Source organism: Streptomyces sp. NA04227 (genome assembly GCF_013364195.1).
GTDB lineage: Bacteria > Actinomycetota > Actinomycetes > Streptomycetales > Streptomycetaceae > Streptomyces.
The window spans coordinates 3,734,083-3,748,901 of sequence record NZ_CP054918.1 but is presented as its reverse complement, the minus strand read 5'-3'; the positions used below and the strand labels follow the sequence as shown (position 1 = coordinate 3,748,901).

Genomic DNA, 14,819 nt, shown 5'->3' with positions numbered 1-14,819 from the left:
CTGCCTCCCGATGAGGCAGTGCCACCGGTCGCGGGTGCGGAGCCCGGCACAACCGGTACCACTGATTCCACCAAAGCCCCGAAGACCCCGTTCCGGCAAGACCTCTACACGGGGTGAAGGAACTATCGCATGGAGTGAAGGAAGTGTCACATGTAGTGAAGGAGTTATGACCCCGAGTACGGGGCGGGCGGCCGGTCGCCGGGTGCGGCGCTCACGGGTGCCGCGGACATGGGCGCCGCACCCACCGGTCCCGGGAGGGGGGCTGCCGAGCTGCTGGGAGTGCTGCTGGGAGTGCTGCCGGGGGCACTGCCGGGGATGCCGCCGGGAGTACGTGCCGTGCGGCCGTGGCGAGGGCCGTGCCGGGGAGGGGCGATGCGCGGCGGTTCGGTCGCGGACCTCCGCCAGGACGCGGGCGCCTCGGCCATCACGAAGCCGAGGGCGAGCCAGAACAGCAGGTCCACGCGTTCCAGGTTGGCCGGGTGGTCCAGCATGCACATCAGCAGGAACCCGGTGAGACCGGCGAGGCCGACGATGCCGATGGCCGATTTCGCGCGGGCCGCTCGCAGAGCCGAGTAAAGGGCGACCCCGGTCACCGAGAGGATCGCGAGCAGCCCCAACAGCCCGGCCTCCGCAAGCCAGTTGAGCCACAGATTGTGCGAGTGGACGAAGGTGCGCGGGCTGGGGACGGCCGCCGAGACGGTGGTGCCCGCGCGTCCCAGGCCGACGCCGAGCGGGTTCTCGGTACCCAGTCGTACGGCGGCCTCCCACGCCTCGCCCCGCACGCCCAGGGAACTGCCCGCACGCGAGAGCACGGCGAGGGCCCCGGCCACCGCGAGGACGGCGAAGACGCCGAGCCCGAGGGCGAGTCCACGGCGCGGAGGTCCGCTGCTCTGGGACTTCGGCGTCCGCCAGTACGCGGCGCCCAGTACGAGCAGACCGGCGGCCGCGGCGACGTATCCGGCCCGGGAGAAGGTCGTGAGCACCGCGCCGTAACCGAGCAGGCCGAGGGCGATCACGACGGTGCGGGCCGTGGCCTCGTCCGTGGCGACGGCGGCGAGCAGGACGAACGGGAGGAGCAGGACCAGGTACGCCGCGAGCAGGTTGGGGTTGGCGAAGGTGCCGGTGGCCCGGATCAGGGTTCCGGCGGCGCCAGACTCGCAGGAGACGTCGGTGAAGAGACCGGTACGGCAGAAGCCCGTCGGGGTGTCGTTGGTGAACTGCGAGAAGGCCGCCGCCCCCGCGGCCCCCGTGGCCACCAGCGCCAGCGTGCCGACCGCCCGCCACGACTCGGGCCGCGACCGCCGCACCCCGACCACCAGGTAGAAGCAGGCGAGCGAGGTCAGCAGGGAGCGCAGCGGCGCCGTGGAGTGACCGCCGTGGTACGTGGTCGCGGCGGCCGCGAGGACCAGCAGCGCGACCGGCAGGTCGAGCCGGGTCCGCAGCAGGCCGAGCCGCCGTGCGAACGGCTTGTCCGCGAACAGCTCGCCGGGCGCCGCGAGCAGCGCCACCAGACCGAGCAGCAGCGTCAGACGTACGGGGGTGAGGACCCCGGTCAGTGGCTCGTCCGGGAAGAAGTCGGTCGCCGTGTCGAGGAGCACCACGGCCGCCGCCGTCAACGGAACGGTCTGGAGGACGGTCTGCGCGAGCCCACGGCCCGGGGACGTCCGGTCGGTTGGCATGGGACCGAGCCTTGCGGCCCTCGCCGACCACCGGGTGTGCTGCACGCAAACTCCGGGAGGTGACTGGGCCACCGACGGCTCCGAACCGCTCGGTGCGTACGCCCGCCCGGGCTCCCTCGGCCCGCCCCGGAACCCCGTCCGCGCACCCCCCGCCGGAACTCTTCTGAACTCCGCGAAAAAATCTGCCCGCCGATGTCGAGAACCCGTGACCGGCTCCGTCCCCGTGTTGAATGCGGCCAGGATGGGTCGCATCGGCACCTGAGGAGAACGACGATGGCCAAGTACCTGCTGCTGAAGCACTACAAGGGCGCTCCGGACGCGGTCAACAACGTGCCCATGGACAAGTGGACGCCCGAGGAGATCTCGGCACACGTGCGGTACATGCAGGATTTCGCGGACCGTCTGGAGAAGACGGGCGAGTTCGTCGACGGGCAGGCGCTGGCCCCGGAGGGGGCCTGGGTCCGGTACGACGGTGAGGGGCGCCCGCCGGTCACGGACGGACCGTTCGCCGAGACCAAGGACCTCATCGCGGGCTGGATGGTGATCGACGTCGACAGCTACGAGCGCGCCGTCGAGCTGGCCGGGGAACTGTCGGCCGCGCCCGGGGCGGGCGGGAAGCCGATCCACGAGTGGCTGGAGCTGCGCCCGTTCCTGGCCGCGCCGCCCACCATCACGGAGTGACCACCGCGATGAACGAGGCCCTGCTCCGGAGCCTCACGCCGAGTGTGCTCGGCATCCTCGTCCGCCGCGGAGCCGACTTCGCGGCGGCCGAGGACGCCGTACAGGACGCACTGGTCGAGGCGGTCCGCGTCTGGCCCGAGGACCCGCCGAGGGACCCGAAGGGCTGGCTGATCACGGTGGCCTGGCGGCGGTTCCTCGACGCGACCCGGGCGGACGCCGCCCGGCGCCGCCGCGAGGACCTCGTCGAGGAGGAGCCGGCGGCCGGGCCCGCGCCCTCGGCGGACGACACGCTCCAGCTCTACTTCCTGTGCGCCCACCCGTCGTTGACGCCGTCGTCGGCGGTCGCGCTCACCCTGCGCGCCGTCGGCGGGCTCACCACCCGCCAGATCGCCGCGGCGTATCTGGTGCCGGAGGCGACGATGGCGCAGCGCATCAGCCGCGCCAAACGCACCGTCTCCAAGGTGCGCCTGGACCGGCCCGGCGACGTCGCCACCGTGCTGCGCGTCCTCTACCTGGTCTTCAACGAGGGCTACTCCGGCGACGTCGACCTCGCCGCCGAGGCCATCCGGCTCACCCGGCAGCTCGCGGCCACCATCGACCACCCGGAGGTGGCGGGGCTGCTCGCGCTCATGCTGCTGCACCACGCGCGGCGGGCGAGCAGGACCGCGGCCGACGGCAGCCTGGTGCCGCTCGCCGAGCAGGACCGCGGGCGGTGGGACACCCGGTCGATCGCCGAGGGCGTGGAGATCCTTCAGGCGGCGCTCGCCCGCGACCGGCTCGGCGAGTTCCAGGCCCAGGCCGCCATCGCGGCCCTGCACGCCGACGCGCCCACCGCCGAGGAGACCGACTGGGTCCAAATCGTGGAGTGGTACGACGAGTTGGCGCTGCTCACCGACAGCCCGGTCGTCCGTCTCAACCGCGCGGTCGCCGTCGGTGAGGCCGACGGCCCGCGTGCCGGACTCGCGGCACTCGCCGGCCTGGACGACGGCCTGCCCCGCCACACCGCCGTGGCCGCCTACCTCCACGAACGCGACGGCGACCTCACCACGGCGGCCCGCCTCTACACCGAGGCCGCCCGCACCGCCCCCAACCTCGCCGAACGCGACTACCTGACCCGCCGCGCCGCCCGGATCAACGCGGGGCGGACGGACTGACTCAGGGGTCCGCCGCCCCCCGCCACCCGACATCGCCGTTCCCCTCAACTGCCGGTCGTCGGCCCGGTCGTCGGCCCGCTCATCGGCCCGGTCATCGGAGGGTTCAGCCGGGCGAACGCCTCCTGGATCTCGTACGGGAAGTACGGGTACGGGGCGGGCACCCGGCTCGCCTCGTCGAGGAGACGCAGGTGGTCCTCGTCGAGCGACCAGCCGAGGGCGCCGAGGTTCTGCCGGAGCTGCTTCTCGTTCCGGGCGCCGATGAGCACCGAGGCGACGGTGGGCCGCCCGAGCAGCCAGTTCAGGGCGATCTGCGGGACCGCGCGGCCGGTCTCGGCGGCGATCTTCTCCAGGGCGTCGGTGACCCGGTAGAGGCGCTCGTCCGGAACCGGCGGGCCGAACTGTGCGGTGGTGTGCAGCCTGCTGCCCTCGGGCAACGGGCGGCCGCGGCCCACCTTCCCGGTCAGCCGCCCCCAGCCGAGCGGGCTCCAGACCAGGGCGCCCAGGCCCTGGTCGCGGGCCAGCGGCATCAGCTCCCACTCGTAGTCGCGGCCGAGCAGCGAGTAGTAGACCTGCTGGGCCACGTACCGGGGATGGCCGAGGCGGTCGGCGGCGGCGAGGGACTTCATCGTCTGCCAGCCGGAGAAGTTGGAGACGCCGGTGTAGCGGACCTTGCCCGCGCGCACCAGGGTGTCGAGCGTGGACAGGACCTCCTCCACGGGGGTGGCGGCGTCGAAGGCGTGCAGTTGCAGCAGGTCGATGTGGTCGGTGCCGAGCCTGCGCAGCGCGCCCTCCACCGCGCCGATCAGCCGCGAACGGGAGGTTCCGGCGTCCTGCGGGCCCTCGCCGGTGGGCAGTCCGGTCTTGGTGGAGATCAGTACGCGGTCCCGGCGGCCCCGCACCGCCGCGCCGAGCACCTCCTCCGAGGCGCCGTCGGAGTACACGTCCGCCGTGTCGAACAGGGTCACCCCCGCGTCGAGGCAGATGTCCACGAGCCGCCGCGCCTCCCGGGCGTCGGTCGACCCCCAGGCCTCGAACAGCGGCCCCCGCCCGCCGAACGTCGCCGCACCGAAACTCAGCACCGGCACCTTGAGGCCGGAGGCGCCCAGTTGCCGGTACTCCATGCCGCCGTTCACTGCCGGGGCGCCGGCTGAACTGCCTTGTGTGTCGGCCGAGTTGGTGCCGGTGCCGGTGCCGGTTTCTGTTTCCGTCTTCGGGGCCAGGTGCGAGGTCATGTGCTGTGCGCTCCTTCGCGTCTCACGCCAGCGGGGCACCCCGAAGGGTTCCCCTAATGGGATCTCAGTCCCGTTAAGTTCTGATGCGAAGATAGCAGGGTCCGAGCGTTAAGGGAACGGGAGTCCCGTTACGCTCGAACCTCGTAGTGCCGGTCCGACCGGTAATGCCGTTCCGGCCCGTAGTGCCGGTCCGGCCGGTAGCACCGTTCCGACCCGTAGTGCCCTTCCGATACGCCCGAGCCACGTAGTGAGTGAGCGTCGACATGACTGAGCCACGTGCCGCCGCGCCGCGGTCCGCCGCCGACGGTGCCCCTGGTGCCGTGCGTCCCGGTGGCCGTACCGCCCGGGTGCGGGCCGCCGTCCTGCGGGCGGCCGGGGACGCGCTGGCCGAACTCGGCTTCGGTGGGCTCGACTTGGCGGATGTGGCCCGCCGCGCCGAGGTCGGCAGGACCACCGTCTACCGCCGCTGGGGCACGCCCGCCGCGCTCGTCGCCGACCTCCTCGCCGACATGGCCGAACAGTCCCTGCCGCGCACCGACACCGGCGAACTCCTCGGCGACCTGCGGGCCAACGCCCGCCTCGTGCAGCGCACCCTCGCCGACGCCCGCCAGGGCCCGCTGTTCAAGTCCGTGGTGGCGGCGGCCACTTGGGACACGCGTACGGCGCGGGCGCTGGCCGACTTCTACGAGGTACGCGTGGCCGAGTGGGCCCCCTGCGTCCAACAGGCCGTGGAACGCGGTGAGTTGCCGAAGGGCACCGACCCCGCCGAGGTGATCCGCGCGGTCTCCGCCCCGCTGTACTACGTACTGCTCACCTCCGGCACCGCCCCCGACGAACCCGCCGCCGACCGGGCCGCCGAGGCGGCGGCGGCCGCGGCCCGCGCCGGAGTGTTCGTACGCTGAGCCGGGCCGCCGGAGGGGTTGCCGGGGCCGCCCCTCACGGCAGGATCGAGTCCACGTACCCGCCGTCCACGCGCACCGCACCCCCCGTGGTCGCCGAGGCGAAGTCGGAGGCGAGGTAGACGCACATGTGGGCGATCTCCTCCGGCTCGATCAGGCGCTGGAGCAGGGACTGCGGCCGGTACTCGCGCATGAAGGCACGCTGGGCCTCGGGCCAGGGCAGCTCCCGGTCGACCAGGGAGTACACGAAGTCCTCCACTCCGCCGGTGTGCGTGGGGCCCGCCATCACACAGTTGACGGTGACCCCCGTACCGGCGGCCTCCTTGGCGAAGCCGCGGCTGACCGCGAGCAGCGCCGTCTTGGACATGCCGTAGTGGATCATCTCGGCGGGGACCACGACGGCCGAGTCGCTGGCGATGTACTGGACGCGGCCCCGGCCCCGCCGGGTCATGCCGGGCAGGAAGGTACGGGTCAGGCGCACCGCGGAGAGGACGTTGACGTCGAAGTAGCGCCGCCATTCCGTGTCGCTGATCTCCAGGGCGGGCTGTGAGCCGAAGATCCCCAGGTTGTTGACGAGGATGTCGAGCTCGGGGAGCCGCTCGGCGGCGTGTGCGGCGCCCTCCTCGGTGGTGGCGTCGGCGACCACCGGGACGAAGTCGCCGCCCGGAACCTCCCGGCCGAGCTTCTCGATCGCGCGCAGTACCCGGTCCTCGCTGCGGCCGTTGACGCCGACCCGCGCCCCGGAGCCCCCGAGGCCGCGGGCGATGGCGGCGCCGATGCCCTGCGTGGACCCGGTGACCAGGGCGGTGCGGCCGGACAGATCGATCCTCATGAGCGCTCCGTAGGTGGTAGGCGGGCCCGCGGCCCGGGGCATCCGTCACGGGCCCTCCGCCCGGCCCGGCTGCCCGAAGAACGGTTTCCGATCATCGGCCGCGCCGCCGCCCACACCCGGGATCCGCGGCCCTGGCGTGCCGCGCCCGCCCCACCGCACCTGTGAGTCCCGTCCCACCCCACCCCTGAGCCCCGTCCCACCCGCGCGCTCCGCCCGCCGTCCGCCCGTTGAAGCGAAGTGCGCACACGCCTATTGAAGGCCCTGGTTACCCCGAGTACGGTCGCGAGACCGGCTTCGACGACCACCACTGACAGCGGCTCCGGGCCCTTGGCGCGCACCTGTGGGCGATCCCCGCGTGCCCGTCCTGACGCGTCCCGCGAGTGATGAAGCGGAGGAAGCGGAGGACCATGGGCTCGGAAACGCGTACGGCATCTGGTACGGAATCCCCTTCGGGGAACGGCTCGCCGCTTTCCTCGTTGTTCGCCGCCGTGATCGACCGCGCCGCCGAGGCGAGGCGTGGGCTGAGCCTTCTCCACCAGGCGCGGCTGTTCGACCCGCTGCGGCCGGACCGCTCGCTGCGCTTCGGACTCGACTCGCGCCGGCTGGGCCCGATGACCGCCTCGCTGCGCGGCGCCGTGGACCGCCACCCGGACGCCGTCGGCCTGATCGACGAGCGCGGTGAGCTCACGTACGCCGAACTCGACGCACGCTCCGACGCGCTCGCCACCGCCTGGCGGGCGGACGGTATCGCGGACCGCGCCGTGATCGGGCTGCTGTGCCGGGACCATCGCGGCCTGTTCGACGTGCTGTTCGCGGCGGCCAAGTCGGGCGCGCGCCTGTTGCTGCTCAACACGGGTTTCGCGGGGCCCCAGTTGGCGGATGTGGTCAAGCGTGAGGGTGTCCAAGTCGTCGTGTACGACGAGGAGTTCGAGGACGTCGTCACTCAACTTCCGGACGACGTCGTACGGTTCCTCGCCTGGACCGAGGACGAAGCGGCGGCGGCTCCGTACCCGCGTATCGAGGAGCTGATCACCGACACCGCGCCGGGGCGGCTGCCTCAGCCCTCGGAGGTCGGCACCCTGGTGCTGCTGACCAGCGGGACGACGGGGGTGCCCAAGGGCGCGCCGCGGCAGGTCAAGGGCCCCAAGTTCGTGGTGCAGTTGCTCGACCGGGTGCCCTGGCAGCCCGGCGAGCGCACCCTGATCTCCTCGCCGCTGTTCCACGCGACCGGTCTCGCGCACGCGGGCCTGGCCGTGAGCCTCGGTTCCGCGATCGTGGTCCAGCGCCGCTTCGACGCGCTGGGGGCGGTCCGTACGCTGGCGGAGCATCGCTGTACGGGGATGGTGCTGGTGCCGACGATGCTGCACCGGATGGTCGCGCTCGGCCCCAAAACCCTTGCGGAGTACGACCTTTCGCGGGTGCGGATCATGCTGAGCGCGGGCGCGCCGCTGGCCCCCGCCCTGGTGCACGGGGCCCTGGATGCCTTCGGTGACGTCCTCTACAACCTGTACGGCTCGACCGAGGTCGCCCTGGCCACCGTCGCCCAGCCGCACGAACTGCGCGCCAGTCCGACCACCGCGGGCCGTCCGCTCGTCGGCTGCGATGTGGGCCTCTACGACGAGGAGGGGCACCGGCTGACCGGCGCCGACCGGCGCGGGCGGGTCTTCGTCGGCAACGGCATGAAGTTCGGCGGCTACACCGACGGCCGCACCAAGCAGGAGATCGACGGGCTCATGAGCACCGGCGACATGGGCCACTTCGACACCTCGGGGCTGCTCTTCCTGGACGGCCGCGACGACGACATGGTGCTCTGCGGCGGCGAGAACGTCTTCCCCGGCGAGGTCGAGAACCTGCTCTGGACCCACGAGGACATCACCGAGGCCGCCGTGATCGGCGTCGACCACCCGGAGTTCGGCACCCGCCTCGCCGCCTTCGTCGTCCTCGCCCCCGGCGCCGAGCTGACCGAGGAGGACGTACGCGAGCACGTACGCTCCCACCTCGCCCGCCACAAGGTCCCGGCCCAGGTCCTGTTCGTCGACGAACTCCCCCGCAACCCCACCGGCAAGCTGCTGCGCGGCGCCGCCCGCGAGGTCGCGTTGCGCGAGTCGCGGGCGGCTCCCGGCGAGGAGCAGGGACAGGGACAGGGAGAGGGACAGGAACAGGAGCCCGACGGCGGGGGTGCCCGCTGACGGCGAGGGTGGCCGCTAACGCAGATGCCGGACGAAGAACTGGTTGGCGGCGTCCCCCGCGTACCGCGGGACCCCGGTGTGCCCGCCCAGATTCGCGTGCAGCGTCTTCTCCCGGGAGCCGAAGGCGTCGAACAGGTCCAGGGCGGCCTGCCGGTCGTTCCCCTCGTCGTCCCACTGCAGCAGGACGTGCAGCGGAACGGTGACCTGCCGGGCCTCCTCGAACATGGCGCGGGGCACGTAACTCCCGGCGAACAGAACGGCGGCGGCGATACGTGGCTCGACCACCGCCAGCCGGACCCCGATGGAGATCACTCCGCCCGAGAACCCGACCGGGCCGCCGATCCCGGGCAGCGCGAGGAGAGCGTCCAGAGCCGCCCGCCATTCCGGGACCGCCTTGTCGACCAGCGGGAGGACGAGCCGGTCCACGATCTCCTCGCCGACCGGCTCGCCCGCCGCCAGCGCCCGGCGCAGGTCGGCGCGGGCCTGATCGGCGACGGCGGAACGCGGCCGGTCCCCGCTGCCGGGAAGCTCGATGGTGGCCGCGGCGAAGCCCTCCGCCGCACACTGCCGCGCCCGGGCCACGAGCCGGGGGTACATCCCGCGCAGTCCGCCGGGGTGGCCGAGCAGGACCAGCGGCGCGGGTGCCTCTGCGGACACGGACACGGACACGGGCGCAGATGCGGAGGTGGATGCGGATGCGGTGGTGGACCCGTACGCGGCTGCGGACGCGGAGCCGGACGCCGATCCCGATCCGGGCGTCCACAGGATGCCGGGGATCTCGCCGAGGGTGAACTCGCGCTCCAGGACGCCGTCGTCGAGGCGCTGTTCGGAAGTGAAGTGCATGGTCGTGCCTTTCGGGAATGCGCGTGAACGGCGCTCCCGGACGACCTATCGCCCGACCGTGACCCCGGAGGGGAGCACCCATGTCGATACTGCGTTCACGGGTACCACCTCCTCGTTCTCTCGCACGGCCTTGGGAAAGCTAGCAGTGCCCCGCCGTGGCCCGCCAACGGATTTTTCGCGTACGAGACCGGCCCCGGCGCCCACGCACGAGACGTGAACTCCGGGGCCGGGCACGGCAGTTGTACGTAAGGGTTCCGGGGCGGGGATCAGCCCAGGCCGAGGACGCGCTTGGTCTGCTCGGCCATCGCGGCCTCGCCCGCCGCGTTCGGGTGCACCGGGACGAAGTTGGTGCCGAACAGGGCGGGTTCGACCCAGCGCTCCCAGATCGGGGCGCAGGCGTCGTGGCCCTCGGAGACCTCGTTCATGTCGACGTAGACGGCGCCGGTGTCCTCGGCGGCGGTCTTCACCGCGTCGTTCAGCGTGGCCTGGAGCTCGTGCACGTAGGGCACGTCGCCGGTGGCGACCGGCATCTTCACGAAGCAGCCGAACCGGCTCTGCTCGGGCATGATCCACGGGTAGCCGAGGATGGCGACCTTGGCGTCCGGCGACTTCTCCTTGATGGTCTTCAGCGACTCCCGGATGGCCGGGAGCGTCTTGTTCACGACGTCGTTCTTGAACGAGTCCCCGTACTTGTCCTTGCAGGGGCTGCCCAGTCCGAGATGGAGCGCGCCTTCGGTGCCGCAGGACAGGATCGCGTTGATGAAGGTGCTGTTGTCGTTGCCACCGATGGTCAGCGTGACCAGGTCGGTGTCCTTGGTCAGCGCGTCGAACTGCGGTGCCACGCCCGGGTATTGGGCCTCGGTGAAGTGCGAGGTCTGCGCGCCGCCGCAGGTGACGTCCTTGAGGTTCGCACCGGTCGCGGCGGCCAGCAGGTGCGGGTAGTTCTTCGACGTACGGGCACACAGCAACGGCGCCTCGGGGTCGAGCGGCAGCACTCCGGAACCGGCGCTGTAGCTGTCGCCGAGGGCCACGTAGTCGAGCGGCTCGGTGGCCGGCTCTGCGGCCTGCGCGGAGGCGGGCGCCTGGAGGCCCAGGACGGCGAGGCCGGTGGCGGCGGCGAGGGCGGCCACGCGGCGCTTGGCGCGTTTCGGCATCTGCGTTCTCCTTTGAACGTGCACGGGGTGCGGGCAGTGGCACGTGTGACACGTGTGAGTGGGGAGGGTGAACAACAAGTGCTGAGAAAGGCGGGGTGGGCCTGTGCCGGACCAACTCCCCTTGAAGGCACGGCGATTCGGCGCACGGAAGCGGTCCGGATCGCCGCACCGAACGCCTGGTCGGCCGCGAATCTAGGCGAGCCCGGGTGCGGTCACCATGTGCGGGAGTCACAAGGCGGGCGGGATTCTTGGCGCCGAGTACAACCGCGTGCGGAATGTCCCTTCCGGTCTGTACGCGCCCGGCACGCCACGCCCCGCGTCGGCCCTCGCCGCCGCCCGCCCGCCTCCCTCATCCCGTTATCCGGTGTTTGCCTTCCGGTCGCCGGTGCGTCGCTGGGCGGGCCCCGGGACTTGTGAAGGTCCTGTACCGACGGGTAACCCATCCCGTCGTACGAGGTCCACGACCCCCGGGGACCGGCACCACGCGTGAGTGAGACGGGAAAGAGGAAGACCATGGCGAGATTCGGTGTGCGCCGTTCGGCGGGAGCCGCCTGCGCGGTGGCGGCACTCGGGCTCGGGCTGACCGCCCAGGCCGCCGCCCCGGCCGCGGCCGCTCCGGCCCCGCAGGCCGTGACCGCCGCCGCCACGACCGGCGACGTCGACTACGACACCTGGAAGCGTGACGTCGCGACCGTCACCGACCAGGCGCGCACCTACCTGGAGCAGCGCACCGCCCGGACCTCGGGCGAGAAGCGCGCCATCGTCTTCGACATCGACAACACCACGCTGGAAACCGAGTTCCACCACTGGTACGAGTTCCCGACCCCCGCGGTCCAGGGCTCCCTCGACCTCGCCCGCTACGCGGACTCCCGCGGCGTGGACGTCTTCTTCGTGACCGCCCGGCCCGGCATCATCAAGAGCCTGACCGAGCACAACCTGAAGAGCGTGGGCTACCCCGTCGACGGCCTGTCCGTACGCGACCTCGGCGACCTCATCTTCGACGAGGTCAGCGCGTACAAGACCGAGGAGCGCGAGAAGATCGAGGCCCGCGGCTACACGATCATCGCCAACGTCGGCAACCGCGCCACCGACCTGGTCGGCGGCCACGCCGAGCGCACCTTCAAACTCCCGGACTACGACGGCAAGTTGTCGTAAACCCGGCAGTTTCGCGGCAGCTTCGCGGCGTTTCGCCGCAGCTTCGCGAGCGCCTCGCCGCCGCTCCCGCCGGGACACGCACCCTGTCCCGGCGGGGCCGCTCGCGGTCACCCGCCCCGGCGCCCGCGCACCCGCCCCGGCGCCCGCGCACCCGCCCCGGCGCCCGCGCTCCCGCGCCGAGTAGCCTGGCCACGTGGCCGAAATAGTCGAGCTTGTGAGCTATCCGATCAAGGGCTGTGCCGGTACGTCGCTGCGCGCGGCCGAGCTGACCGCCGCCGGGCTGCGGCACGACCGGTCGTTCATGGTGACCGACGAGGCGGGTGTCTTCCGCAGTCAGCGCCGCGACCCGCGCCTTGCCGTCGTCCGGCCGACGGTCACCAGCGCCACGACCTTGGCCGTGCCGTCGCCCGACGCCTCAACTCCCGTACCGGACGGATCGGTTGACCTCGCGTCGGCTCCCGCCCCCGACCGCCTCACCCTCGAAGCCCCCGGCATCGAGCCGCTGACGATCGACGTGGACACCGAGGGTGCCCGCCGCGACGTCACCCTGTTCAAGAACCCGTTCCAGGGCATCGACCAGGGCGACGAGGCCGCGGCCTGGCTGAGCGAGGTGCTCGGCGGGGCGAGCAGGCTCGTGCGGGTACCGCCGGAGCACGACCGGGTGACCGATGGCGCCACCCCCGGCACCTCCGGCTACGCCGACAGCACCGCGCTGATGATGGTCTCGCGCTCCTCGCTGGACCTGCTCCAGGAGTGGCTGGCCAAGAGGGACGAGGCGCCGCTGCCGATGAACCGCTTCCGCCCCAACATCGTGGTGGACGGCTGGGACGAGCCGCACACCGAGGACCGCGTCCGCCGCGTCCGGGCGGGCGACACCCTGTGGGGCTGGTCCAAGCCGTGCATCCGGTGCGCGGTCACCACCGTCGACCAGGCGGCCGGGGTCAAGGCGGGCGTCGAACCACTGCGCACCCTCGCCGACTACCGCAGGGCGGAGAGCGGCGGGGTCGCGTTCGGTGCCAAGTTCGCCGTACTGCGCGGCGGCCGCCTGAAGGTCGGCGATTCGCTCGTGGTGGAGGAGTGGGGACCGGGAGCGGTCTGAACTCGCGCGGCATAACGTTGAGTTGGCCGTACGGCTGAACGTACGGCTGACTCCACGGCTGATCGCGCGGCGGACGAACTCGACGTGCAGGCCCTTCAGTTGAGCCCGTGCATCCCTGACAGGACGCCCAACTGCCCTGCTACCAGCTCGTCTTACGCCCCAGCTCCCACATGATCATGATCGTCGACGGGTCCAGGGCCCGCTCCCCGCCGGAGATGTCCTCGCTCGCGGCGATGTACTGCTTGCCCTGCCACAGCGGCATCATCCGGGCGTCGTCGACCAGGATCTTCTGGGCCTTCTTGAACTGGTCCGCCAGGGCCGTACGGTCGGTCTCACGGCGGGACTTGGGCAGGATCTTGTCGGTGATCTCGGGAGCCTTGTACGGGATGCCGAGCGCGTTCTCCTCGCCGACGAACGGGGCGATGAAGTTCTCCGCGTCGGGGAAGTCGGGGAACCAACTGTTGCCCACCGCCGGGTACTTGCCCTTGTGCAGCCCCTCCGAGTACTCCTTCCACGGGCGGCTCTCGACCTTCACCTCGAACAGGCCGGTCTCGTTGAGCTGCCGCTTGATCTCCTCGAACTCGATCTTGGTCTGCGAGCCGTAGCGGTCGGTGGTGTGCCAGAACGTCAGCGGCACCGGCTTGTTGATCCCGGCGTCCCTCAGGATCTTCTTCGCCTTCGCGGGGTCCGGGTTGCCGTACACGTCGAAGTAGGTGGTGGCGTGCCCGACGAGGCCGCGCGGCACCATCGAGTAGAGCGACTCGACGGTGTCCTTGTAGATCTTGTGCGCGATGCCGCCGCGGTCCAGGATCTGCGCGATGGCCTTGCGCACGGCGGGCTTGCTCGCCCACGGGTGCTCCGGGTTGAAGGCGAGGTAGCGCACCTCGGTGCCCGAGCCCTCGACGAGTTGGAGGCTCTCGTCGCCGCTGTTGGTCTGCAGCGCGACGATGTCCTCGGCGGCCAGACCGCGGTAGGTCACGTCGATCTGCTTCTTGCGCAGGGCGCCGATCATCGCGGCGGAGTCCGTGTAGTAGCGGATGGTCACGCCGTCGTTCTTGCGGTCCGCGTAGCCCTTGTACGAACCGTTCCTCGCCAGGACCGCCCGCTTGCCCTCCTCGTAGGTCTCGAGGGTGTACGGGCCCGAGCCCTGGATCGTCTTGCCCTTGCGGACCTTGCCCGCCGGGTACTCCTTCGGGTCGACGATCGACATGGCCGGGGTGGCGAGCACGAACGGGAAGGTGGCGTCCGGCTTGTTGAGGTGGAAGGTGACGGTGCGCTCGTCCTCGGCCTCGACCCGCTCCAGGCTGCCGAGCAGACCCTGCGGACCGCCGTCGGCCTTGATCCGCCCGATGCGGTCGATGGAGTACTTGACCGCCTTCGCGTCCAGCTCGTGCCCGTTGGAGAACTTCAGGCCCTCGCGCAGCTCGCACCGGTACACACGGTTGGTGCTGTCGGTGAAGTCGCAGCCCTCGGCGGCGTCGGGCTGCGGGGCCGTCGCGCCGGAGGGGTAGCTGAGCAGGGTCTGGTAGATGTTGCGGAACAGCTCCCAGGAGTTGTCCCAGGAGGCCGCGGGATCGAGGGTGGTCGGCGCGCTGGTGGTGCCGACGGTGATGGTCTCGTCCCCCTCGCCCGAGGAGAGCACGGAGCACCCGGCGACCGCGGTCAGGGACAGAGTGGCCAACACAGCTATCTGCCGCATACGAACCGGGCTGAACACGCGCATGTATCCGTCGATCTTTCCGTGCGAGGCTGTCCGGCGGTATGACGGCGAGGTGACGCCGGCGCCACCCTGGACGGACCGGTGCATGGAACTTACGTTCAATGTTGTCGCGTTCCTATAAGGGGGGGCCGACTACGGATACGTATTAAATTCGAGTGGCACGTGGAAACTCGCTGATACGG

12 protein-coding genes are annotated in these 14,819 nt (G+C 71.6%); 6 read left to right on the top strand and 6 right to left on the bottom strand.

Annotation, left to right across the window (positions count from 1 at the left end):
* Positions 1-164: 164 nt before the first annotated feature.
* Complete coding sequence (locus HUT18_RS15925; protein WP_176101311.1) at positions 165-1,679, bottom strand: O-antigen ligase; 1,515 nt, start codon at positions 1,677-1,679, stop codon at positions 165-167.
* A gap of 273 nt (positions 1,680-1,952) precedes the next feature.
* Here HUT18_RS15925 and HUT18_RS15920 point away from each other — a divergent pair, with 273 nt between their 5' ends.
* Positions 1,953-2,360: a YciI family protein gene (locus HUT18_RS15920; protein WP_176101310.1), complete on the top strand. Its 408-nt coding sequence runs from the start codon at positions 1,953-1,955 to the stop codon at positions 2,358-2,360.
* A gap of 8 nt (positions 2,361-2,368) precedes the next feature.
* Positions 2,369-3,514, top strand: a complete 1,146-nt coding sequence (locus HUT18_RS15915) for an RNA polymerase sigma factor (protein WP_176104571.1) — start codon at positions 2,369-2,371, stop codon at positions 3,512-3,514.
* A 44-nt stretch (positions 3,515-3,558) separates the two neighbouring features.
* Here HUT18_RS15915 and HUT18_RS15910 read toward each other — a convergent pair whose 3' ends face one another.
* Positions 3,559-4,635: an aldo/keto reductase gene (locus HUT18_RS15910; protein ID WP_176104570.1), complete on the bottom strand. Its 1,077-nt coding sequence runs from the start codon at positions 4,633-4,635 to the stop codon at positions 3,559-3,561.
* Between the two features lie 374 nt (positions 4,636-5,009).
* On the opposite strand from HUT18_RS15910, the gene HUT18_RS15905 reads away from it, so the two are divergent.
* Complete coding sequence (locus tag HUT18_RS15905) at positions 5,010-5,648, top strand: TetR/AcrR family transcriptional regulator (RefSeq protein ID WP_176101309.1); 639 nt, start codon at positions 5,010-5,012, stop codon at positions 5,646-5,648.
* A gap of 34 nt (positions 5,649-5,682) precedes the next feature.
* Here HUT18_RS15905 and HUT18_RS15900 read toward each other — a convergent pair whose 3' ends face one another.
* On the bottom strand, positions 5,683-6,477 hold the full coding sequence (locus HUT18_RS15900; protein WP_176101308.1) for an SDR family NAD(P)-dependent oxidoreductase: 795 nt from the start codon (positions 6,475-6,477) through the stop codon (positions 5,683-5,685).
* Positions 6,478-6,884: 407 nt separating this feature from the next.
* Between HUT18_RS15900 and HUT18_RS15895 the strand changes: the two genes are divergently transcribed.
* Positions 6,885-8,666, top strand: a complete 1,782-nt coding sequence (locus tag HUT18_RS15895; RefSeq protein ID WP_176101307.1) for an AMP-binding protein — start codon at positions 6,885-6,887, stop codon at positions 8,664-8,666.
* 15 nt (positions 8,667-8,681) lie between these two features.
* On the opposite strand, the gene HUT18_RS15890 is transcribed toward HUT18_RS15895, so the two are convergent.
* Together HUT18_RS15890 and HUT18_RS15885 are read right to left on the bottom strand one after the other, a co-directional pair.
* Positions 8,682-9,509 (bottom strand): alpha/beta hydrolase, encoded by an 828-nt coding sequence (locus HUT18_RS15890; protein ID WP_176101306.1) that lies wholly within the window; start codon positions 9,507-9,509, stop codon positions 8,682-8,684.
* A gap of 266 nt (positions 9,510-9,775) precedes the next feature.
* Positions 9,776-10,663: an SGNH/GDSL hydrolase family protein gene (locus HUT18_RS15885; protein WP_176101305.1), complete on the bottom strand. Its 888-nt coding sequence runs from the start codon at positions 10,661-10,663 to the stop codon at positions 9,776-9,778.
* Positions 10,664-11,176: 513 nt separating this feature from the next.
* Here HUT18_RS15885 and HUT18_RS15880 point away from each other — a divergent pair.
* Both HUT18_RS15880 and HUT18_RS15875 read left to right on the top strand, forming a co-directional pair.
* The gene (locus HUT18_RS15880) at positions 11,177-11,818 is read left to right on the top strand and encodes an HAD family acid phosphatase (protein WP_176101304.1); all 642 of its coding nucleotides are present in this window, start codon (positions 11,177-11,179) and stop codon (positions 11,816-11,818) included.
* A gap of 193 nt (positions 11,819-12,011) precedes the next feature.
* Positions 12,012-12,917 carry an MOSC domain-containing protein gene (locus HUT18_RS15875; RefSeq protein WP_176101303.1) on the top strand — a complete coding sequence of 302 codons (906 nt, stop codon included), beginning with the start codon at positions 12,012-12,014 and terminating at the stop codon, positions 12,915-12,917.
* Between the two features lie 139 nt (positions 12,918-13,056).
* On the opposite strand, the gene HUT18_RS15870 is transcribed toward HUT18_RS15875, so the two are convergent.
* Positions 13,057-14,640: an ABC transporter substrate-binding protein gene (locus HUT18_RS15870; protein ID WP_176101302.1), complete on the bottom strand. Its 1,584-nt coding sequence runs from the start codon at positions 14,638-14,640 to the stop codon at positions 13,057-13,059.
* Positions 14,641-14,819 lie beyond the last annotated feature (179 nt).

Excerpts from the sequence above, each read along its gene's own strand:
- HUT18_RS15925 (WP_176101311.1), bottom strand. The coding sequence starts at position 1,679 with ATGCCAACCGACCGGACGTCCCCGGGCCGTGGGCTCGCGCAGACCGTC.
- HUT18_RS15920 (WP_176101310.1), top strand. The coding sequence starts at position 1,953 with ATGGCCAAGTACCTGCTGCTGAAGCACTACAAGGGCGCTCCGGACGCG.
- HUT18_RS15915 (WP_176104571.1), top strand. The coding sequence starts at position 2,369 with ATGAACGAGGCCCTGCTCCGGAGCCTCACGCCGAGTGTGCTCGGCATC.
- HUT18_RS15910 (WP_176104570.1), bottom strand. The coding sequence starts at position 4,635 with ATGGAGTACCGGCAACTGGGCGCCTCCGGCCTCAAGGTGCCGGTGCTG.
- HUT18_RS15905 (WP_176101309.1), top strand. The coding sequence starts at position 5,010 with ATGACTGAGCCACGTGCCGCCGCGCCGCGGTCCGCCGCCGACGGTGCC.
- HUT18_RS15900 (WP_176101308.1), bottom strand. The coding sequence starts at position 6,477 with ATGAGGATCGATCTGTCCGGCCGCACCGCCCTGGTCACCGGGTCCACG.
- HUT18_RS15895 (WP_176101307.1), top strand. The coding sequence starts at position 6,885 with ATGGGCTCGGAAACGCGTACGGCATCTGGTACGGAATCCCCTTCGGGG.
- HUT18_RS15890 (WP_176101306.1), bottom strand. The coding sequence starts at position 9,509 with ATGCACTTCACTTCCGAACAGCGCCTCGACGACGGCGTCCTGGAGCGC.
- HUT18_RS15885 (WP_176101305.1), bottom strand. The coding sequence starts at position 10,663 with ATGCCGAAACGCGCCAAGCGCCGCGTGGCCGCCCTCGCCGCCGCCACC.
- HUT18_RS15880 (WP_176101304.1), top strand. The coding sequence starts at position 11,177 with ATGGCGAGATTCGGTGTGCGCCGTTCGGCGGGAGCCGCCTGCGCGGTG.
- HUT18_RS15870 (WP_176101302.1), bottom strand. The coding sequence starts at position 14,640 with ATGCGCGTGTTCAGCCCGGTTCGTATGCGGCAGATAGCTGTGTTGGCC.